This is a genomic window from Salinispora fenicalii (assembly GCF_000514815.1).
Classification (GTDB): domain Bacteria; phylum Actinomycetota; class Actinomycetes; order Mycobacteriales; family Micromonosporaceae; genus Micromonospora; species Micromonospora fenicalii.
The window spans coordinates 228,917-249,586 of record NZ_AZWQ01000015.1 but is presented as its reverse complement, the minus strand read 5'-3'; the positions used below and the strand labels follow the sequence as shown (position 1 = coordinate 249,586).

21 protein-coding genes are annotated in these 20,670 nt (G+C 68.6%); 3 read left to right on the top strand and 18 right to left on the bottom strand.

All coding sequences use genetic code 11. The annotated features are described in order from the left end of the window. Positions 1-56: 56 nt before the first annotated feature. On the bottom strand, positions 57-2,078 hold the full coding sequence (locus B116_RS0105660; RefSeq protein WP_027659440.1) for a protein meaA: 2,022 nt from the start codon (positions 2,076-2,078) through the stop codon (positions 57-59). A gap of 106 nt (positions 2,079-2,184) precedes the next feature. On the opposite strand from B116_RS0105660, the gene B116_RS0105655 reads away from it, so the two are divergent. Then, on the top strand, positions 2,185-3,033 hold the full coding sequence (locus tag B116_RS0105655; RefSeq protein ID WP_018720396.1) for an ABC transporter ATP-binding protein: 849 nt from the start codon (positions 2,185-2,187) through the stop codon (positions 3,031-3,033). Then, positions 3,030-3,872, top strand: coding sequence for an ABC transporter permease (locus B116_RS0105650; RefSeq protein ID WP_018720397.1), 843 nt, complete (start codon positions 3,030-3,032; stop codon positions 3,870-3,872). The genes B116_RS0105655 and B116_RS0105650 overlap by 4 nt, the downstream gene beginning before the upstream one ends. A 92-nt stretch (positions 3,873-3,964) precedes the next feature. On the opposite strand, the gene B116_RS0105645 is transcribed toward B116_RS0105650, so the two are convergent. Together B116_RS0105645 and murA are read right to left on the bottom strand one after the other, a co-directional pair. Continuing rightward, positions 3,965-4,816 carry a 3-hydroxyacyl-CoA dehydrogenase family protein gene (locus tag B116_RS0105645; RefSeq protein ID WP_026321383.1) on the bottom strand — a complete coding sequence of 284 codons (852 nt, stop codon included), beginning with the start codon at positions 4,814-4,816 and terminating at the stop codon, positions 3,965-3,967. Positions 4,817-4,929: 113 nt separating this feature from the next. Further along, positions 4,930-6,357 carry a UDP-N-acetylglucosamine 1-carboxyvinyltransferase gene (gene murA / locus B116_RS0105640; RefSeq protein WP_018720399.1) on the bottom strand — a complete coding sequence of 476 codons (1,428 nt, stop codon included), beginning with the start codon at positions 6,355-6,357 and terminating at the stop codon, positions 4,930-4,932. Here murA and B116_RS0105635 point away from each other — a divergent pair. After that, complete coding sequence (locus B116_RS0105635; RefSeq protein WP_027659439.1) at positions 6,356-6,928, top strand: cob(I)yrinic acid a,c-diamide adenosyltransferase; 573 nt, start codon at positions 6,356-6,358, stop codon at positions 6,926-6,928. The two genes, murA and B116_RS0105635, sit on opposite strands and share 2 nt — an antisense overlap. A 211-nt stretch (positions 6,929-7,139) precedes the next feature. Here B116_RS0105635 and B116_RS0105630 read toward each other — a convergent pair whose 3' ends face one another. The 15 genes from B116_RS0105630 to B116_RS0105560 form a co-directional block, all read right to left on the bottom strand. Then, complete coding sequence (locus B116_RS0105630; protein ID WP_018720401.1) at positions 7,140-7,595, bottom strand: DUF2550 domain-containing protein; 456 nt, start codon at positions 7,593-7,595, stop codon at positions 7,140-7,142. Between the two features lie 13 nt (positions 7,596-7,608). Beyond that, positions 7,609-7,893, bottom strand: coding sequence for a F0F1 ATP synthase subunit epsilon (locus B116_RS0105625; protein WP_027659438.1), 285 nt, complete (start codon positions 7,891-7,893; stop codon positions 7,609-7,611). A gap of 114 nt (positions 7,894-8,007) precedes the next feature. Next, entirely contained in the window at positions 8,008-9,150 is a 1,143-nt protein-coding gene (locus B116_RS0105620) for an LCP family protein (RefSeq protein WP_018720403.1), read from the bottom strand. 240 nt (positions 9,151-9,390) lie between these two features. Then, entirely contained in the window at positions 9,391-10,848 is a 1,458-nt protein-coding gene (gene atpD / locus B116_RS0105615) for a F0F1 ATP synthase subunit beta (protein ID WP_018720404.1), read from the bottom strand. Further along, complete coding sequence (locus tag B116_RS0105610) at positions 10,848-11,777, bottom strand: F0F1 ATP synthase subunit gamma (protein WP_027659437.1); 930 nt, start codon at positions 11,775-11,777, stop codon at positions 10,848-10,850. Before B116_RS0105610 ends, atpD begins: the two co-directional genes overlap by 1 nt. 3 nt (positions 11,778-11,780) lie before the next feature. Then, on the bottom strand, positions 11,781-13,433 hold the full coding sequence (gene atpA / locus B116_RS0105605; RefSeq protein ID WP_027659436.1) for a F0F1 ATP synthase subunit alpha: 1,653 nt from the start codon (positions 13,431-13,433) through the stop codon (positions 11,781-11,783). A 91-nt stretch (positions 13,434-13,524) separates the two neighbouring features. Beyond that, positions 13,525-14,349 carry a F0F1 ATP synthase subunit delta gene (locus tag B116_RS0105600; protein WP_027659435.1) on the bottom strand — a complete coding sequence of 275 codons (825 nt, stop codon included), beginning with the start codon at positions 14,347-14,349 and terminating at the stop codon, positions 13,525-13,527. Next, a complete protein-coding gene (locus B116_RS0105595) occupies positions 14,349-14,876 on the bottom strand; it encodes a F0F1 ATP synthase subunit B (RefSeq protein ID WP_018720408.1) in 528 nt (175 codons plus the stop codon). The genes B116_RS0105600 and B116_RS0105595 overlap by 1 nt, the downstream gene beginning before the upstream one ends. A 31-nt stretch (positions 14,877-14,907) precedes the next feature. Beyond that, complete coding sequence (gene atpE / locus B116_RS0105590; protein ID WP_018815065.1) at positions 14,908-15,129, bottom strand: ATP synthase F0 subunit C; 222 nt, start codon at positions 15,127-15,129, stop codon at positions 14,908-14,910. A gap of 94 nt (positions 15,130-15,223) precedes the next feature. Continuing rightward, positions 15,224-16,045 (bottom strand): F0F1 ATP synthase subunit A, encoded by an 822-nt coding sequence (atpB, locus tag B116_RS0105585; protein ID WP_027659434.1) that lies wholly within the window; start codon positions 16,043-16,045, stop codon positions 15,224-15,226. Then, positions 16,046-16,267 (bottom strand): MATE family efflux transporter, encoded by a 222-nt coding sequence (locus B116_RS0105580; protein WP_018216786.1) that lies wholly within the window; start codon positions 16,265-16,267, stop codon positions 16,046-16,048. Between the two features lie 189 nt (positions 16,268-16,456). Continuing rightward, a complete protein-coding gene (locus B116_RS0105575) occupies positions 16,457-16,945 on the bottom strand; it encodes a hypothetical protein (protein ID WP_027659433.1) in 489 nt (162 codons plus the stop codon). 206 nt (positions 16,946-17,151) lie between these two features. Continuing rightward, positions 17,152-19,263, bottom strand: coding sequence for a transglycosylase domain-containing protein (locus tag B116_RS0105570; protein ID WP_027659432.1), 2,112 nt, complete (start codon positions 19,261-19,263; stop codon positions 17,152-17,154). A 93-nt stretch (positions 19,264-19,356) separates the two neighbouring features. After that, positions 19,357-19,971: an arsenate reductase/protein-tyrosine-phosphatase family protein gene (locus B116_RS0105565; RefSeq protein WP_018720412.1), complete on the bottom strand. Its 615-nt coding sequence runs from the start codon at positions 19,969-19,971 to the stop codon at positions 19,357-19,359. After that, on the bottom strand, positions 19,972-20,616 hold the full coding sequence (locus B116_RS0105560; RefSeq protein WP_018720413.1) for an L-threonylcarbamoyladenylate synthase: 645 nt from the start codon (positions 20,614-20,616) through the stop codon (positions 19,972-19,974). Positions 20,617-20,670: the final 54 nt, after the last annotated feature.

The window sequence follows — 20,670 nt, the reverse complement described above, 5'->3', positions numbered from 1 at the left end:
CCGCGGGCGGCCCGTGCGCGTCAGTGCCCGTGCCCATTTTCGCGACCCGGCACCGGCTAAGGTTCCTCCTCGTCGGGCAGACCGTTGGCGTGGCGAACCACGGTCACCAACTCGTTGACAACCTCGGTGAGCGCGAAATCCTTCGGCGTGAAGACCCGGACGACTCCGGCATCCCGCAGGGTCTGCGTGTCCGCCTCCGGAATGATGCCGCCGACCACGACGGGCAAATCACCCCGTCCGGCGGCGCGCAGCCCCGCCAGGACCGCTGGCACCGCCGCCAGGTGCGAGCCGGAGAGGACCGAGAGGCCGACCAGGTCCACGTCCTCCTCCACGGCAGCGGCCACGATCTGCCCAGCGGTCAGCCGAATGCCTTGATAGACCACCTCGAAGCCGGCGTCGCGGGCCCGGACCGCGATCTGCTCGGCACCGTTGGAGTGCCCGTCCAGACCCGGCTTGCCGACCAGCAGCCGCAGCCGTCCACTGCCCAGTTGCTGGGCGGTGGCGGCGACCCGGGCCTGGACCGCCGACAGCGGACCGCCCCCGCCGGAACCGACCGCCCCGGACAAGCCGGTGGGGGCCCGGTACTCCCCGAAGACCTCCCGCAGTGTGCCCGCCCACTCACCGGTGGTTACCCCAGCGCGTACGCAGTCGAGCGTGGCCGACATCAGGTTCGTGGTGGACGCGGCGTCCGCGCGGAGCCGGGCGAGCGCGGCGTCCACGGCCGCTGCGTCCCGGCTGGTCCGCCAGTGGCGTACGGCAGTCGTGGCGGCTGCCTCCACCGCCGGGTCGACCTGTTCGATCGCCTCGGCGCCGGCCGCAGTCAGTGGGGAGGGCTCGGTCTCGGTGAACCGGTTGACGCCGACCACCACATCGGTACCGGCCTCCATTCGTCGACGCCGGTCGGCGAGCGAGGCGACCAGGGCACTCTTCAGATAGCCGGTTTCGACCGCAGCGACCACGCCCCCCATCTCCAGCACCTTCTCCAGCTCGGCCCGGGCTCCGGAGACGATGTCGTCGACCAGCGCCGTCATCAGGTGCGAGCCATCGAACAGGTCGGGGTACTCCAGCAGGTCCGACTCGTACGCGAGCACCTGCTGCATCCGCAGCGACCACTGCTGGTCCCATGGCCGGGGCAGGCCAAGGGCCTCGTTCCAGGCGGGGAGCTGCACCGCCCGGGCCCGGGCATTCTGGGAGAGGGTCACGCCGAGCATCTCCAGGACGATGCGTTGGATGTTGTTCTCCGGCTGCGCCTCGGTCAGACCCAGGGAGTTGACCTGGACGCCGTACCGGAACCGGCGCTGCTTCGGGTTCGCCACGCCGTACCGATCGCGGGTGATCTCGTCCCAGAGCGTACCGAAGGCACGCATCTTGGCGATCTCCTCGACGAAGCGCACCCCGGCGTTGACGAAGAAGCTGATCCGCTGGACCACATCTCCCATCCGCGCGGCCGGGACCTGGCCGGAGTCACGGACGGCATCGAGGACGGCGACCGCGGTGGCGAGCGCGAAGCCGACCTCCTGGACCGGAGTGGCGCCGGCCTCCTGGAGGTGGTAGGAGCAGACGTTGACCGGATTCCACCGGGGCATCTCCTCGAGCGTGTACGCGATGATGTCGGCGGTCAGCCGCAGGGACGCTGCCGGTGGGAAGATGTACGTCCCGCGGGACAGGTACTCCTTGATGATGTCGTTCTGGGTCGTGCCGGCGCAGCGGTCGAGTTGCGCCCCCTGCTCCGTGGCGACGGTGCTGTAGAGGCCGAGCAGCCACATCGCCGGCGCGTTGATGGTCATCGACGTATTCATCTCGGCCAGGGGAATGCCCTGGAAGAGAGCCCGCAGGTCGTCGAGGTGGGCCACCGGCACACCCACCCGGCCGACCTCACCGGCAGCCAGCTCGTGATCGGGGTCGTACCCGGTCTGGGTGGGCAGGTCGAAGGCGACCGAGAGCCCGGTCTGCCCCTTCGCCAGGTTACGGCGAAAGAGGGCGTTGGTTGCAGCGGCCGAGCTGTGCCCGGCGTAGGTTCGCATCACCCACGGACGGTCCCGCTGGGGCAGCCGACCTGGGGGGGCCTTCTCGTCCATGGCGGGAGTTTAAGTTACTCACTGGTATTGCGAGCTGTGGAATTTTCCACAGCTACCACCAGACCCCGGAGCTCGACCGGTTGCGCGGAGGCAGCACACTTGTTACATGGAGAACGAGCTCGCGATCGTTGCGCGGGGGCTACGCAAGGCATACGGGGAGAACACGGCCGTGGCCGAGGTGGACCTGGAGGTTCGCCGGGGCGAGGTGTTCGCCCTCCTCGGCCCGAACGGCGCCGGCAAGACGACCACCGTAGAAATCTTGGAGGGCTACCGGCGACGCGACGCCGGCGAGGTCTCGGTGCTCGGCAGCGACCCGGCGACCCCCGCCGCAAACTGGCGCAACCGGATCGGCATCGTCCTTCAGGGCGTCGGTGAGTTCGACGAGCTCAGCGTCTCCGAAGTGGTCCACCACTTCGCCGGCTTCTACGCCGACGCCGACGATCCGGAGAAGGTGATCGCCCGGGTCGGGCTGGCGGGCAAGTCCCGGGCCCGCACCCACACCCTCTCCGGCGGACAAAAGCGCCGCCTGGACGTGGCGCTCGGCATCATCGGCCGGCCCGAGCTGCTCTTCCTCGACGAACCGACCACCGGCTTCGACCCCGAGGCACGGCGCGAGTTCTGGCAGCTGATTCGAGATCTGGCAGCGGCCGGGACGACGATCGTACTGACCACGCACTATCTCGACGAAGCGGAGGCGCTCGCGGACCGGGTGGGGGTGATCGCCAGCGGCCGGCTGATCGAGGTAGCCGCACCCGAACACCTGGGCAACCGGCAACAGGCCCACGCGACGGTCTCCTGGCGTACGCCGGAGGGGCTTACCGAGAGCGCGGAGAGCGCGACGCCCACGGAGTTGGTGACGGAGTTGGCCGCGCGCTTCGGCGGCGAGGTGCCCGGGCTCACGGTCACCCGGCCGACCCTCGAGGACATCTACCTGCAGATGATCGGACACCGATGACCACGACGTTGAAGCCCGCCACGGCCGCCCGGGAAGCGAGCCACCAGCCCGGCCCACTCGCCCTCGCGCTGCGGCAGGGCCGGCTGGAGCTGACCCAGTTCCTGCGCAGCCGGGAGTCCGTCGTGTTCACGATGGGATTCCCGATCATCATGATCCTGATCTTCGCCGCAGTCTTCGACGGCGAGATCGCGCCCGGAGTGAGCTTTCCCCAGTACTTCATCACCGGCATGATCGCCGCCGGCCTGATGACCGTGAGCTTCCAGAACCTCGGGATCTGGATTCCGATCGAACGAGACCGCGGGGTGCTCAAGCGCTACCGCGGCACGCCGATGCCGAAGTGGGTGTACTTCGCCGGCAAAGTGATCATGGTCGTGGTGGTCGGCATCACCGAAACTGCGCTGCTGATCGCCGTCTCGGTGGCCGTGTTCGACCTACAACTGCCGGGCACCGCCGCGAAGTGGCTAACCTTCGGCTGGGTCTCCGTCCTCGGCATCACCGCCTGCACGCTCTGCGGCATCGCGATCTCCTCGTTGGCGCGGACGGCCCGCAGCGGTTCGGCGGTCGTTACCCCGGTCGCCCTCATCCTCCAGTTCACCTCCGGGGTGTTCTTCGTCTTCACCCAGTTGCCGAGCTGGATGCAGCAGGTGGCCGCGCTCTTCCCACTGAAGTGGATGTGTCAGGGGCTCCGCTCGGTCTTCCTGCCGGACACCTTCGCCGGGCAGGAGCCGGGTGGCTCGTACGAGCTGGGTCGGGTCGCCCTGGTGCTGGCTGCCTGGTGCGTGATCGGGCTGCTGCTCTGCCTCGGCACCTTCCGCTGGACCACCCGCCGCGACGGCTGAGGCAGCGAAGCGGACCCAGATCAGCCCTGCGGTAGTGGAGGGCCCCTTCGGAGCGGCGGTCTCGAAGGAGCCCTCCCGGCCGTTCAGCCAGGCTAGCCGTACGAGTAGAAGCCCTGGCCGGTCTTGCGGCCCAGGTCACCGGCGGTGGCCATCCGCTGAAGCAACTCCGGGGGGAAGAACTTCTCGTCGGCAGTGTCGGTGTAGATGTTGCGGGTGGCGTTGAGCAGCACATCCACCCCGGTCAGGTCCACCGTCGCCAACGGGCCCATGGCGTGGCCGAAGCCCAGCTTGCAGGCGTTGTCCAGATCCTCGGCGGAGATCACGCCGGATTCGACCAGGCTGACCGCCTCCATCACCAACGCGCAGATCAGTCGAGTGGTCACGAAGCCGGCGGTGTCTCGGTTGACGACCACGACCGCCTTGCCGATCTCCTCGGCGAACGCCTTCGCCGAGGCAATGGTGGCGTCGCTGGTCTTGTAGCCACGGACCAACTCGCACAGCTTCATCATCGGCACCGGGGAGAAGAAGTGGGTGCCGACCACCGACTCGGGGCGCTCAGTGGCGGTGGCGATCTGGGTGACCGGGATCGCCGAGGTGTTGGTGGCGAGCACCGCATCCGCCTTGCAGATCTTGTCCAGCGCGCGGAAGACCTCGTGCTTGAGCTCAAGCTTCTCAAAGACCGCCTCGACGACGATGTCCGCGTCGGCGGCAGCCCCCAGGTCGGTGGTGGGGGTGATCCGGCCGAGTGCCGCCTCGGCATCGGCCGACGAGATCTTCCCCTTCTCGGCGAACTTCTCCAGCGACCGCTGGATGCCCGCCAACCCCCGCTTCGTGGCCGTGTCGTCCAGGTCTCGCAGCGTCACCTGCCAGCCCGCCTGCGCCGCGACCTGGGCGATTCCCGAGCCCATCAGTCCAGCACCGACAACCGCGAGTCGACCCGCCATCTGCTCACTCCCTCACTGCGATTGGTGTCTGCCTGCACCCTAGCCGGCAGACCTGAACGCAGCTTAAGGGCAGGGCGGCGGCCGCCCGAGGACCCGCAAGGCCTACGGCGTCCTCACCGTCCGAGGGAGATCCCCCCGTCGGTAGCGCCACCCCGCTGCACCTCGACGCCGAGGGCCCGCAGGTCCGCCACGAAGTCCGGGTAGCCCCGGTCCACGTGGTGCACCTGGGAGACCTCGGTAACGCCTTCGGCGCAGAGCCCTGCAATCAAGAGACCTGCTCCGGCGCGGATGTCGGTTGCCCGCACCGGCGCCCCAGAGAGCCGCTGTCGCCCCCGGACCACGGCGTGGTGGCCGTCGGTCTGAATGTCCGCGCCGAGTCGCATCATCTCGTTGGCGAACATGAACCGGCCGTCAAAGATGTTCTCGGTAATCAGGGAAGCACCGTCGCTGACCGCCGCCAGCCCGATCGCCATCGGTAGCAGGTCGGTGGCGAACCCCGGGTAGGGCAGGGTGACCACATCCACCGCACGGGGGCGATCCACCATCCGGATCCGGAAAGCATCTCGCCGCGTCTCCACCAACGCACCGGCGGAGACCAACTTGTCCAAGGCGATGTCGAGGAAGGCCGGGGAGGCGCCAGTCACCGTCACGTCGCCCCGAGTCATCGCCGCGCCGAATGCCCACGTACCCGCGACGATCCGATCCCCGACGGTGGCGTGCCGCACCGGATGCAGCCCGGGCACGCCGACGACGGTCAACGTCGAGGTGCCGGCACCCTCGATGAGCGCACCCATCTGCCGGAGCATCGTGCAGATATCCACGATCTCCGGTTCCCGGGCGGCGTTGTCGATGACCGTGGTGCCCTGAGCGAGCACCGCCGCCATCACCAGGTTCTCGGTGGCGCCGACGCTCGGGAAGTCCAACACGATCTCGGTGCCGCGCAGCCCGTGCGGGGCCGTGGCGACCACGCAGTCGCGCTCACCAGAGATCTCGGCGCCCATCCGGGTGAGTCCGGCGATATGCATGTCCAACCCGCGCGAGCCGATCGCGTCGCCCCCCGGATGGGCCACCCGAACAGATCCACGACGCGCCAGCAGAGGGCCGAGTACGCAGATCGACGCGCGCAGCCGGCGAACCAGATCGCAGTCCGCGTCGATACCGGGGGTCTCCGGCACATCAATGGTGACTGACCGGGAGCGGGGAACCCCGCCGTACGCCACCATCGGGTCCACCGGATCATCCGCGTCGAACTGAACCCCACAGCCAAGCCGACGCAGCACCTCTCCCATGATCGCGATGTCGGTGATCCGTGGGACGTTGGTGATGACGCTACGGCCCGGCGCCAGCAGTGCCGCGGCCATGAGCTTCAAGGCCGAGTTCTTGGCACCCACCACGTGCACGGTGCCGGTCATTCGGGTGCCACCACGCACCCGAATGACGTCGTCACCCGCTGTGCCGTCGGCGTCGCCCGGGCCGGTCAGCCAGGCGGGGTCCGGCCGGTCCGGGATCGTCAGATCCGGTGTCCGTAGGCTGTGCGTCATGGCCGTCCACCTCACGCGCATCTACACCAAGGCCGGCGATGCCGGCACGACCAGGCTGAGCAACAACGAGCAGGTTCCGAAGACTGATCCCCGGATCGCCGCGTACGCGGACGTAGACGAGTGCAACGCGGCGATTGGCGTGGCGCTCGCTCTCGGGCAACTCGACGAAGAGCTACGCACGATACTCGGATCGATCCAGAACGACTTGTTCGACGTGGGGGCCGACCTGGCCACGCCGGTTGAGCCGAACCCGAAGTACCCGCCGCTGCGGGTCACCGAGGCGTACATCGAGCGCCTTGAGGCCTGGTGCGACGAGTACAACGCCCGGCTGAGCAAGCTCGACTCCTTCACCCTCCCCGGCGGCACCGCTGGCGCGGCGCTTCTGCATGTTGCGCGGACAGTAGCCCGGCGCGCCGAGCGTGCGGCTTGGGCCCTGATCACCCACGACCCCGACCGAACCAGCATGCTCCCGGCAAAGTATCTCAACCGGCTCTCCGATCTGCTCTTTATCCTGTCAAGAACGGCAAATCCGGCCGGAGATGTGCTATGGGTACCCGGCGGCAAGCACTGACCGAATAGCCGTCCGACGCGCCGGTGTAGGAACCGGCGCGCCGCACCACGCCGAGGCCTGCATACCCGACCTGCCGGATACCATCCGCGCCCAGCGGCAGCAGCTCGGCGGGGGGAAACCGCTCAGCGAGGGGATAAGCAGCCCCTGCCCGGTCGAGGCTTCCTCGTACCGTTGGACCGAGGGGCCTTGCACCGGCCCGCGACTGGGGGCCTCAGGCCGCTGGCCAGTCCTGAGCGGTCAGATTCGGCGAGGCCGCCCCCGGAGGAGCGGCCTCAAGCCAAGAGAGAAACCCGGTGACGGTCGAGCGCGCCATAGCAATCTCGACCGGGGCGTGGTGGCTGGTACAGCGGAGAATGATCCAGTCGGCGGGCATCGAGAACCGCTCCTGCCCTTCAGGCAACCGACGGCGTTCCACCGCGAGGCCCTTACGGGAGAGCGTCCGCCGGGGGCGGAGGGCGAAACTAAACATCCGGTAGAGGCGGAGCTCGTCCCCCACGAAGCGGCCGAAGCCCGGGGCCCAACCCCTCCCATCGAGGATCGTGGAGGTACGGACGTTGAGCCGGATGATTCCTCCGCTACGAGTTACCAACCCGCGCCGGACAAAGAGAGCCAGAAGTGCGCCGATGACGACGGCGATGCCGATGGCGATCCCTTCGACGATCCCCATCGCCGGGTGGCGCTCAGCTACCCTGCGCGGCCGGGACCGGGCTGGCGCTCTCGGCCAGGACGGTGACGCCCTTGTTGCTCACGGAGAGGAAACCGCCGCCCACCTCGTAAGAGAGCTGCTCGCCTCCGGCGACCTTGATCCGAACCTGGCCGGACTCCGAGAGCTGGCCGAGCAGGGGCGCATGCCCTGGCATCACGCCAAGCTCACCCTCGGTCGTCCGGGCCATGACCATCTCGGCCTCGCCGGACCAGACCGTCTTTTCGACGGCTACGAGCTCGACGTGAAGCTGCTGTGCCACGCTGTCTCCTTGCTGCGGCGGCGGGTTGCCGAAATTCTAGTCTCGCCATCAGGGCGCCGGTAACGCGGGTGGCGAGACGTACGCCACTCGGGTTGGGATTCGGTGCCGATGCGATCAGATCTTGTTCTGGAAGTCCGGATGCTCCAGCATGAACGCGTCGATTTGCTCGTCTCGCAGCGCCTGGAAGAAGTCCTGAACGGCCGGTTCGAAACGCTCGCCCTTGTATTTCCCGCCATCCATGATGCCACCACCCGGCAGCTTGATCATCTGAATGTTGCCCGGCCGGAGGTCCTTCAAGGCCAGGCCAAAATCAATCACGTTGTGTCCCCGGCCGTTGAAGACCAGTGACTCACCGGCGGCCCGAAGCACCCGGTCCAGCTTGATCGGGTTGGTCACCACATCAGCGCTGAGGGCCTGACTCGCCATTGCCTTGACAAACTGCTGCTGGTGCCGCTGGCGGCCGTAGTCACCGTCTGGCACGCCGTTCTCTGGGTAGCGCTGACGGACGTAGTCCAGCGCCTGCCAGCCCTCGAGAAGCTGCTCTCCCTCCGGGTAGACCGCCTGCTCACCGACGTACCCCCCACCGCCGGGGCGTGGCTCTCGGTGCGTGCCGTCAGGGCGACGATGCCTCGAGCGCACCTCCTGCTCGATGTCCATCGTGACGCCACCCATCGCATCCACAATCTTGATGAACCCACCGAAATTGATGATCGCCCCAGCGTCGAACCGCTGGATCCCGGTGATCGACTGGACCGTCTTGGCGAGCAGTTCGAAGCCCTGCGCCGTGCTGGGGTTCTCCCCCTGCACCCGGCTGCCGTAGGACATCGCCGCGTTGAGCTTGTCCGTACCACCACGGAATCCGGCCTTGTCGAAAGCGGGGATCTGAACGTAGAGATCCCGGGGCATCGAGAAGAGGTATGCCTGGTCAAGCCCCTCCGGCACGTGTAGCACCATGATCGAGTCAGCCAGCGGTAGCTGCTCCTCTTTCCGGGGGTCAACGCCGACGAGGAGGATGTTGAGCGGGCCCTTGATGTCGCTCGTGCGTTCATTGGCTCCCGCCGCCTGGTCCCCGAACAGGTCCGCCTTGCCCACCGCACCCTCGTACCGGGCCAACAGCGCCTCGACCCCGACCAGGGACACGCCGCTGAAGAACATCAAGACGGCGCCGAAGACGGTGCAGACCTGGGCCCACCGCGGCACGCCCGCCCACACCGACGGCTTCTTCTTGCCGCCTTTGCCGGCCTTACCCACGATCATCTCCGTTCGTCAACGTCTAACAGGGACGGGCGTACGTCAGCGAATGATTGCACGAATGCGCACACAGTCAGCGCGACGCGCGTGAAACGGTACCTCGCCACTCATCAAGATCACTGGCCGGTGAAACGGGGTCCACGACCAGAATGGCGGCGACAGATGCACGGAAAGGCCGCCCCGGCGTGCACCAGGGCGGCCTTTCATCGCTACTCGCGCGACCTGCGGCGTAGCCGCAGCTGGGGCTCAGCCCTCCGCCATCAGCTCCTTAGCCTTACGCTCCAGGTCGTCCAGGCCGCCGCACATGAAGAAGGCCTGCTCGGGGAAGTGGTCGTACTCACCCTCACTGATCTTCTTGAACGCGTCGATGGTCTCCTTGATCGGGACCGTCGAGCCCTTCATGCCCGTGAACTGCTCAGCGGCGTAGGTGTTCTGCGACAGGAAGCGCTCGATCCGACGCGCCCGGCCGACCGTGAGCTTGTCCTCCTCGGAAAGCTCCTCAATACCCAGGATCGCAATGATGTCCTGCAGGTCCTTGTAACGCTGCAGGATCCGCTTCACCTCGGTGGCCACCGTGAAGTGCTCCTGGCCGACGAACTCCGGGGCGAGGATCCGGGACGAGGACGCCAGCGGGTCTACCGCCGGGTAGATGCCCTTGTCGGAGATCGAACGCTCCAGGTTGGTGGTCGCGTCCAGGTGGGCGAAGGTGGTGGCCGGCGCCGGGTCGGTGTAGTCGTCCGCGGGCACGTAGATCGCCTGCAGCGAGGTGATCGCCTGCCCCCGGACCGAGGTGATCCGCTCCTGGAGCTCGCCCATCTCGTCGGCGAGCGTCGGCTGGTAGCCCACCGCGCTCGGCATCCGGCCGAGCAGCGTGGAGACCTCAGAACCGGCCTGGGTGAACCGGAAGATGTTGTCGATGAAGAGCAACACCTCCTGCTTCTGCACATCCCGGAAGTACTCCGCCATGGTCAGCGCGGAGAGGGCGACCCGGAGCCGGGTGCCCGGCGGCTCGTCCATCTGGCCGTAGACCAGCGCGGTCTTGTCGATCACGCCGGACTCGGTCATCTCGGCGATCAGGTCGTTACCCTCACGGGTACGCTCACCCACCCCGGCGAAGACCGAGGTACCACCGAAGTTCCGGGCAACGCGAGTGATCATCTCCTGGATCAGCACCGTCTTACCCACGCCGGCGCCACCGAACAGACCGATCTTGCCGCCCTTGACGTACGGGGCGAGCAGGTCGATGACCTTGATGCCGGTCTCCAGCATCTCCGTCTTCGGCTCCAGGTCCGCGAAGGCCGGGGCCTTGCGGTGGATCTGCCAGTGGTCGTCCGGACTCAGCGTCTCACCCGGCTCCAGGTTGAGGCACTCCCCGATCGCGTTGAACACGTGGCCCTTGACCGTGTCACCCACGGGCACCGTGATCGGCGAACCGGTGTCCCGCACCTCAACCCCGCGGACCAGACCGTCGGTCGGCTGCATGGAGATGGCGCGGACCAGGTTGTCCCCCAGGTGCTGGGCGACCTCCAGGGTCAGCGTCTTCTCGCCGCCGGAGAGGGTCACGTCAACATGCATGGCGTTGAACAGGTCCGGCATCGCGTCGCGCGGGAACTCGGCGTCGACGACCGGGCCGATGACCCGGACCACGCGACCGGTGGCCGCGTTGGTGCCGGCCGGCCCATCAGCAGTAGCGGAAACAGTCATCACACTTCACTTCCCGACGCGGCCAGCGCGTTCGCGCCGCCGACGATCTCGCTGATCTCCTGGGTGATCCCGGCCTGGCGGGCCGAGTTCATCTCGCGCGTGTACTTCTCGATCATCTCTTCGGCATTGTCGGTGGCGCTCTTCATCGCCCGCCGCCGCGACGCCGACTCGCTCGCCGCCGACTCGACCAACGCCGCGTAGATCCGGGTGTTGATGTACTTCGGCAGCAGCGCGTCGAGAAGCACCTCCGCCTCCGGCTCGAATTCGTAAGCCGGCAGCGCACCTTCGGAGCGGGGCCGGTCCTCGATCTCCATCGGCCCGAGGATCCTCGCGACCGGCACCTGGGTCATCAGGGACTTGAACTCGGTGGAGACGATGTGTAGCTCGTCCACACCGAAGACCCCGTCCGGCCCCGGATCCCCGTCGCCGTCGTCCACACCGGCGGTGAACGCCTTGATCAGCGACTCACCCACCTCACGGGCGTCGGCGAAGGTCGGCTGCTCCGAGAAGCCGGTCCAGCACGCCGTGATCGGCCGGTTGCGGAACCGGTAGTACTGCACACCCTTGCGACCGATGACGTAGAGCGAAGGCTCCTTGCCGTCGGCGCGCAGCCGGGCGAGCAGCGACTCCGCCGTCTTGATGGCGTTGGAGCTGTAGCCGCCGGCCAGACCCCGGTCACTGGTGACCAGCAGCACACCAGCCCGCCGTACCCGCTCCCGGGGAGTGAGTAGCGGGTGGTTGATCCGCGTGTTGGACGCCAGCGCCGTGAGCACCTCGGTGATGGCCCGGGAGTAGGGCAGGGAGGCCGCCACCTGCTCCTGGGCCTTGGCGATCCGGCTCGTCGCGACGAGCTCCATCGCCTTGGTGATCTTCTTCATCGACTTCGCCGCGCGGATGCGTTGGCGGAGTACGCGTACCTGGGCGGCCATCGGTCAGCTTCCAGCCGGACGGTCGGTCGGCTCGTCCTGGAACCGGGTAACCGTCTCCCGGTCCTCCTCGCCGGCGAGCGGCTCGGCGGCCGGCTCGTTGATCCGCCGCTCGTCCTCCTTGCCCAGGAAGAGCTTCTTGAAGTCGCTGATCGCCGCGTCCAGGGAGGCGATGACGTCGTCGCCCCAGGTGCCGCCCGCGATCTGCGTGAGGATCCCCTCGTGCTTGTGCCGCAGATACTGCAGGAACTCGGACTCGAAGCGACGGATCTCGCCGACCGGGATGTCGTCCAGCTTGCCCTCGACACCGGCCCAGACCGAGACGACCTGATCCTGCACCGGGAAGGGCGAGTAGTTCGACTGCTTGAGCAGCTCGACCAGGCGGGCACCCCGCTCCAGCTGGGCCCGGGAGGCCTTGTCCAGGTCCGAGGCGAAGGCGGCGAACGCCTCCAGCTCACGGTACTGAGCCAAGTTCAGCCGCAGCGAACCAGAAACCTTCTTCATCGGCTTCACCTGCGCGGCGCCGCCAACCCGGGAGACCGAGGTACCGACGTTGATCGCCGGCCGGACGCCCTGGTTGAACAGGTCGGTCTCCAGGAAGATCTGGCCGTCGGTGATGGAGATGACGTTGGTCGGGATGAACGCCGAGATGTCGTTCGCCTTGGTCTCGATGATCGGCAGACCGGTCATCGAGCCCCCGCCCATCTCGTCGGAGAGCTTCGCGCAGCGCTCCAAGAGCCGGGAGTGCAGGTAGAAGACGTCACCCGGGTACGCCTCGCGGCCCGGCGGGCGACGCAGCAGCAGCGACACGGCCCGGTACGCCTCGGCCTGCTTGCTCAGGTCGTCGAAGACGATGAGGACGTGCTTGCCGCCGTACATCCAGTGCTGCCCGATCGACGAGCCGGTGTACGGGGCGAGGTACTTGAAGCCGGCCGGGTCGGACGCCGGGGAGGCCACGATGGTGGTGTACTCCATCGCGCCCGCCTCCTCCAGCACGCCCTTGATCGAGGCGATCGTGGAGGCCTTCTGGCCGACGGCGACGTAGATGCAGCGGACCTGCTTCTTCGGGTCGCCGGAACGCCAGTTGTCCCGCTGGTTGAGGATGGTGTCCAGGGCGACGGTGGTCTTACCGGTCTTCCGGTCACCGATGATCAGCTGGCGCTGACCCCGGCCGATCGGCGTCATCGCGTCGATGGCCTTGATGCCGGTCTGCAGCGGCTCGTCGACCGACTTCCGGGACATCACGTTCGGGGCCTGGAGCTCCAGCTCCCGGTAGCCCTCGTTCGGGATGTCGCCGAGGCCGTCGATCGGCTCGCCGAGCGCGTTGACCACGCGGCCGAGGAAGGCGTCGCCGACCGGAGCCGAGAGCACCCGGCCGGTGCGCTTGACGCGCTGCCCCTCCTCGATGCCGGCGAAGTCGCCGAGGACGACGACACCGATCTCCCGGACGTCGAGGTTCAGCGCCACACCGATCGTGCCGTCTTCGAACTCGAGCAGCTCGTTGGTCATGGTCGAGGGCAGGCCCTCGACGTGGGCGATGCCGTCGCCGGCGTCAGCGACGGTGCCGACCTCCTCGCGGGACACGCCGGACTTGTAGGAGGAGACGTAGCGCTCCAGGGCGCCGCGGATCTCCTCCGTCGAGATGGTCAGCTCGGCCATCCTCTGCTTCCTTAAGTATCAGGGGCCCGGGATACCTAGTACCGACCGGTCCGAATGACGTCTAGTCAGGCGCTGGCGCGGCAGTTCCGGCTCAGCGCTTAGCGAGCGCGTTACGGGATTCGTTGAGGCGGCGCAGGACGGTGCCGTCGTACAGGTCGGAGCCGACCTGGACGCTGACCCCACCGAGGACCTCGGGGTTGACCGACTGCTTGACGGTCACCTCGCGACCGTAGATGGCGGAGAGGCGGGCGACCAGGCGCTGCTCCTCCTCCGCACCCAACGGGGCCGCGACGGTCACGTACGCCACCTGTCGGTCCCGCTGGTCGGCGGCGAGCTCGACCAACCGGGTGAGCGCCCCGACGAAGGAGCGCCCGCCGAACCCGCCGAGCGCCACCTCGACCAGCCGGACGGTGACCGGGCGGGTCTTGCCGGCGAGCAGCTCACCGGCGAGAGTGGCCCGCTGCGCGGCCGGGGCCGCCGGGTCCGACAGCACGTTGGAGAGCGCCGACTGGCCGGCCACGACCTGACCGAAACGGAACAGCTCGTCCTCGACCTCACCGAGGTCGCCCGCCTTGTCGGCGGCGGCCAGCAGCGCGGCCACCCCGAGCCGCTCGGCACCGTCGAGGAGTTCCGACGGGGCCGACCAGCGGTGGGAGACCAGCGTGGTCAGCAGGTCGAGCGCGTCCCCGCCGACCTTCCCGCGGAGGATTCCGGCGAGCAGGTCGGCCCGGTCCGCACCGGAGCGGGCCGGGTCAACGAGGGCCCGGCGCAGCCGTGGCTCGCGCCGGAGCAGGTCGGCGACGGAGAGAAGGTCGTCGGCGGTGGCGGCCACTGCCGAAGACTCCGCGCCCCGGACGTACTCGTCGAGGCGGTCGGCCGCGATCTTGTACGACTCCCGGCTGGTGGCGGCCTGCATCAGCGGGCCCCCGCGCTCTCGAGACCGTCCAGGAACCGGTCGACCGTGCCGGCGCGGCGTGCCTCATCGGCGAGCGACTCACCAACGATCTTGCCGGCCAGGTCCACCGCGAGCGTGCCGACCTCGGTACGCAGCTCGCGCACGATCGTGGTCCGCTCGGCGACGAGCTGCTCCTTGCCCGCGGCGATGATCCGGTCGGACTCTTCCCGCGCCTTGGCGAGGATGTCCTGTCGGATGCCCTCCGCGTCGGCCCGGGCGTCGTCCCGGATCCGGGCCGCCTCGGTGCGCACCTCGGCCAGCTGGGCCCGGTACTGCTCGAGCAGCTGGTTGGCCTCGGCCTGGGCAGCCTCGGCGCGCTTGAGGCCACCCTCGATCGCGTCCACCCGCGCCTGGTACATCGTCTCCATGCGCGGCATGACGAACTTCAGCAGCACGAAGACGAGTAGGGCGAAGGCGATGGTCCCGACGACGAGCTCTTGCCAGATCGGCAGGATCGGATTGTGCCCACCTTCGGCGGCGAGATACATGTCAGACCTCCGGGTCGGGGAAGGGTACTCGTCAGCCGATGGCGAAGGCGAGCACCAGGCCGAAGAGGGCGAGCGCCTCGACCAGGGCGAAGCCCAGGACCAGCCAGGTGCGGTTGAAGCCGGCGGACTCCGGCTGGCGGGCGCTGGCCTGGATGTAGGCCGCGAAGACCAGCGCGACACCGATACCGGGGCCGATGGCGGCGAGGCCATAGCCGACGGTGTTGATGCTGCCTTCGAGGGCGAGAACGTCCATTGCGGGTATTCCTCCTAGCTCACACGTGAGGTCTCACGCGTTCGGGGTTTGTACCAGAAGCTTGGTCGGGCCGGGCAGCCCGCCGAGCGGGATCTCAGTGCTCCTCGGCCAGCGAGGTGCCGACGTAGTTGGCGGTCAGCGTGACGAAGACGTACGCCTGCAGCACGGCCACCAGCGCCTCGAAGAAGGCCATCACGATCGCCATCGCGAAGGAGAAGACCGAGGTCACCTGAACGAAGAGGTTGTCCGCGGAGAGCATCACGAAGCCACCGACGGTGAAGACCAGCAGAAGTAGGTGACCGGCGAACATGTTGGCGAAGAGTCGGAGGGCCAGGGTAACCGGCCGCACGACGAAGTTCTGCAGGAACTCGATCGGGACCAGCAGGAAGTGCATCGGCCACGGCACGCCCGGCAGGATCAGGCTCATCTTGAGGTACTTGAGGAGACCGTGCTTGCGGACCCCGACAGCGAGGTAGAGCACGTAGGAGATCGCGGAGAGCACGATCGGGAAGGCGATGTGCGAGTTCGGCGAGATCTGCAGCCCGGGAACGATGCTGAAGAAGTTGGTGATCAGAATGAAGCTGAACAGCACCGTGAAGTAGGGGGCGAACCGGATGCCGGCATTACCCATCTGCTCCCGGGCGATGTTGTCTCGAACCAACCCGTAGACCGACTCGGCCAACCACTGCCCCTTACTGGGGACCAGCTTCGGGTTCCGGTAGGCGGCCATGTAGAAGATGATCACCAGACCGACGGCCAGCCAGACCATGAGGGTGAACTTCGTGACCCACGGTCCAGCCACCGCTGGGGGGTAGAAGTCATTGACGCTGGGGGGCCAGGGAAGGTCCTGGGCGACGACCAGCTGTCCGCTCACCGTGTCATCCTCCACACTCGACAGACCGGCGCGTGCCGACACTCAGGCACCGAGCCTCTTCATGATCAGGTAGATCGCTGCGGCTGCGCCGAGCATCATGCCGACGGCGATCCCCACGCCGGCCGGCACGCCGAGGAAGCCCTCCGCCAACCAGCCGAGAAATCCCCAGACCAGGATGCCGGCAAGGAGGTAGCCAAGCACGGCACCCGCCACACCCTCCGACGAGTGCGCGTCGGACGGTTCGCGGTCTGGGTTGTCGGCCATTACGACGCGTACATTATCAGTCGTAACTTGCAGGAGTGTGCGGCACCCCCCACACTGCAGGGCGGCGTGCGGGCGGCGGCTGGGGCATCAATCCGGGCCAGCCTACTCCTGTCCGACACACCGCACAGGACATCAAAACGTCGAGTTAACGCCAGTCGTACACCTACGGCCGCCCGCCCGCCCGGCCGCTCAGCTCCGTGGCGACGAGTCAACTGTGGGCAGTGGAGCGCGGAGTGCCCAGGTCAGGTGGGCGGCCGTCCAGACCACCACGGCGGCGATGATGGCCACCCCCATATCCGGCAGCCCGGCCCAACCAGTCGCGGCGACCGCCGCCATCACCACACCCAGCACGACGATCTTCGTGACGTAGGTGACCAGCCCAACCGACATGATCAGCTGCGGGCTGACCGCGTCCGCCCAGGCCACCGAGAGACCGGAGACCAGGTAGCTCACGACAACGAGCGCGATCCCCGCCGCCACCGCGACCGCGGAGGTGGTGCCCCGGGCAGCCGCCGCGACCGGTACCGCGGTGACCGCGAGGAGGGCACACGCGGCCAGGGGCAGCCGCAGGTAGGGCAGCCGCGCGCGAATCGCGCCTGGCTCGCCCGCGGCCGGATCGGTCGCCCGCGGCTGGTCGTCGTCCCGCTCCTGGGCGGTCGGCGTCGTCTCGGTGTTCACAACACCACAGTCTATTGCTTCCCGTGCCGGTGGCCGTGCGACGCCAGGTGGGGCGGTGCGACGGGCACACCGGCGGACCGCTCCCGCCCCACCGGGAAGGCGCGCGCCCCACCGGGCAAGACGCGCACCACCGGGCACGACGCGCGCACCACCGGGCACGACGCGCGCACCGCCCGACAAGAACATCCGCCCCGCGGCGAGGGCTCCTACTCCCCGTTCCGGGCAGGGGTGACGTCGAAGGCGGTTACCTCGCTCGGCGGGACGAAGTCCCGAACCGGCTGCCCCCGCAGAGCTACGGACATCAGCTCCGCCACCCCGTCGGCCATCCGCGCCTGGACCGCGTGCCCCACCGCATCGCGCGGGTCATCCGGGTTGGTGGCGATCGCCGCCACCGCGAGCTGCGGCGTGACGGCGACGATGGACTCCGTGCCGTACCCCTCCGAACTGCCGGTCTTGCCGGCTACCGGGCGTCCCAGCTGGGAGCGGAGCTCCGGTGCGGTACCCCCCTCACAGCCCCGGTACATCGACTGATCTCCGACCGGACAGCGCGCGGCGTCCACCGCGGCCCGGGCCACGTCCCGGGCCACGACCTGCCGGCAGTCCGGCGTCCCGGCCGCGACCGTCCGCCCGGCCGAATCGGTGATCCGCAGCACCGGCAGCGGCGCACACCACCGCCCGTCGGCCGCGACGGTGGCGTACGCGTTCGCCAGGTCCAACGGAGTCGTGGCCGAGACACCCAACGTGAACGGACCCCACGCGCGGGCACCGTGCCGGGCCAGCTGCTCGTCACTGGGCGCCCGGAACACGATGCCCAGCCGCTCAGCCATCTCCACCACCCGATCCGCGCCTACCCGCTCGGTCAACCAGGCGAAATACGTGTTGACCGACTTGCCGAACGCGCTCCACATGGTGTGCTCCCCATCAACCGACGAGCTGGCGTTGCGGGGGCACCACCTCCCATCACAGCTCGCCCGACCGCTGACCGGAAAGTCGGTCACGATCCGGTCGGGCGCGTCGAACACCGTGTTCAACGGCAACCCAGCCTCCACCGCGGCCAGCACGGTGAAGAGCTTGAACGTGCTCCCGCCCTGATAGCCCTGGATCGCGCCGCCGCCCGCGACCAGCTGGTTGACCGTGTTCGGGCGGTTCTTCCACCCGACCGGGTTCGGCTGCACGCCGTAGGTGCGGTTGACCGCCATGGCGAGCACCCGCCCGGTGCCGGGCTGGACCACGGCGGTCGGCAGCGCGTACCGGTGATTCTCCGAGTAGATCTGCTGCACCTGCTCGATCGCGGCCTGCTGCACCGCCGGGTCCAGGGACGCCACAATCTCGTAGCCGCCCCGACGCAGGGCGAGCTGCCGCTCGTCAACCGTCGACCCGAACGCCTCCTGCGAATTCCACCAGCGGGTGAACCAGTCGCAGAAGAAGCCCCAGTCATTCTGCTCCGCCGGCACCGCCGCGCAGTCGTTCGGCGTCTCGGTGGGGTGCAGCCGCAGCGGTTGCGCCGCCACCCGGGCCGCCTCGTCCACTCCGACCTGACCGGCCTCGACCATCTGGTCCAGCACGTACGCCCGGCGTTGCAACGCGGCATCGGCGTCCCCGTTGAGCGGGTCGTCGGTGTGCGGGGACTGGACCAGCCCGGCGAGCAACGCCGCCTCGGCCAGGGTCAAGTCCGCCGGCGACTTGGTGAAGTAGCGCTTACTCGCGGCCGCCACCCCGTACGCGCCGGCGCCGAAGTACGCGATGTTGAGGTATCGGGCGAGGATTTCGTCCTTGCTCAGCTCCCGCTCCAGCGCCAACGCGTACCGCACCTCCTGCACCTTGCGTACAGAGGTGACCTCGGTGGCGGCCCGGCGCTGCTGTTCGGTTAGGCGTGGGTCGCTGGCCAGAACGTTGCGGACGTACTGCATGGTCAGGGTGGATGCCCCCTGCCGGACCGCACCGCCGCGCTGGTTGGCGGTGAACGCCCGCGCCACGCCGCGCAGGTCCACCCCCCGGTGCTGATAGAAGCGGGCATCCTCGGCGGCGAGGATCGCCTGACGCATCACCGGGGCCACCTCGTGTAGCGGCACGTCCACCCGGTCCTCCTGGTAGAAGGACGTGATCAACGTACTGCCGTCGTTGGCGTACAGGTTGGACCGCTGCGGGGTGGGTGGCGTCCGCAGGGTGTTCGGCAGCTCCGTATACGGCGCGGCGAGCGCCGAGAGGCCAACTCCGTACACCAGGGCGGCGGGCAAGGCCGCCACCGCGAGCCCGAGACCGGCCAGCAGGCCGGCGAGCAGGACTGTCATCAACTTGTTCAGGTGTGCCCGGGTCATCAGCTCTCCCCGCAGGAGCCGGCAGGACCCGTCAAGAATGACCTGAATGCGCCTCTTGTCTGCCTCGTTCCGCCACCGGGTAACCCGGGCGGGTTACGGCAACAACACCGCCGCCAACGGACGCACCGTCTCCTCGACCTCGTCCGCGACCCGGCCGAAACACTGGTCGCCCCGGCCCCACGGATCATCGAGGTCATCCACAGCGAGCGGCCCGACCCCCGCCCGAACGGCGTCCATCGCCTCGACCAGCGCCACGCCGCGCGCGTACACGGCGGTGGGGTTCAGCCCAGGCGCCGGCAGACCAGCCAGGTCCACCGCAGGCAGCAAGCGGCCGAACTCACCCAGCACGAAGGTGCGGGAGACCGCGTCCGGCCGCAGCCCCGACACGAACTCCTGCTGTTCGCCGGTCGCGGTGAGCACCAGGTCAGCGCCGTCGATGTGCTCCGAACGCAGCTTGCGGGCCACGAAACCGTCGGTGCCACCGCCCCGCCCGGTCACCTGTCGGGCTGCCGGCGGATTCATCTCCTCACCGGCGTGCCAGCCGCCCGTGCCGGCGCTGTGACTGTGTAGCAGCTCATCGGCGAGCCCCGGTGCGGCATCGCCGCACCGCGCCAGCCGCTCCTGAACGGCCAGAACCAGCAGCCGCTCCGCCATCGGTGAACGACAGATGTTGCCCATACAGACATGGAGCACGGTAAACGGCGGCATTCAGGCCACCCGGGTCGAGTCGATGTCCGGCACCACATCCCGCAGCCGGTCCAGCTCGATCGCACCCGCCCGGAGCAGTTGGGGCACTTCCCCGGTCAGGTCCACGATCGTGCTCGGCACGGGCGCAACCGGCGGACCGGCCTCCAGATACGTGCGCACCGAGTAGGCGAGCTGACCACGGGCCGCCTCGGCGGTGGTGGCCGCGGGCAGGCCAGCCGTATTCGCCGACGCCACCGCCATCGGGCCGGTCTCCCGAAGGACCTCCAGCGCGACCGGATGCAACGGCATCCGCACCGCGACCCGGCCCGCGGTCTCCCCCAGATCCCACCGCAGACTGGGCGAGTGCTCAACCACGATGGTCAGCGCACCCGGCCAGAAGGCCGCCACCAGGTCACGGGCCGCGCTGGGCAAGGAGAAGACCAAACCATCCAAGGTGTGCCGGGAGCCGATCAGCACCGGTGGCGGCACCGGCTGACCGCCCTTGGCGTCGAGCAGGGCTTTGACCGCGTGCGGAGTGAACGCGTCCGCCCCGATCCCATAGACCGTGTCGGTCGGCAGGACGACCAACTCGCCGTCGCGGATCGCCTTGATGGCTGCCGCGATGCCGCGGTCCCGGTCGGCGGGCGACCGGCAGTCGTAGAGCATCACGAGCAGCAGTCTGCCACGCCCGACTTCGGGCGGTGTGCCGGCCGTACCCGG